The organism is Porphyromonas sp. HMSC065F10, from assembly GCF_001808555.1.
GTDB lineage: Bacteria > Bacteroidota > Bacteroidia > Bacteroidales > Porphyromonadaceae > Porphyromonas_A.
Window position 1 is genome coordinate 1 of record NZ_KV793726.1, and the last position, 275, is coordinate 275.

At 57.5% G+C, this 275-nt stretch carries 1 protein-coding gene; it reads right to left on the bottom strand.

The window, feature by feature from the left end:
• The coding region (locus tag HMPREF2890_RS00105; RefSeq protein WP_148130623.1) for an NAD(P)(+) transhydrogenase (Re/Si-specific) subunit beta at positions 1 to 275 on the bottom strand (275 nt) is incomplete at both ends.

Genomic DNA, 275 nt, shown 5'->3' on the forward strand with positions numbered 1-275 from the left:
CGGGTGTAGAGCGGGTTCTCCACTCCGGCATAGCCCGGCTTGAGGTCGTAGTTGCAGATCACGATGTGCTTTGCTTGGTCAACATTGAGCACCGGCATACCGTAGATCGGTGTGCCCTCGGCCTCACGGGCGGCAGGATTGAGGACATCATTTGCTCCGATCACGATGACAAGGTCGGTCGACTTGAAGTCGTCATTGATCCGCTCCATCTCGAAGAGGTCATCGTAGGGCACATCCGCCTCAGCGAGGAGGACATTCATATGGCCCGGCATACG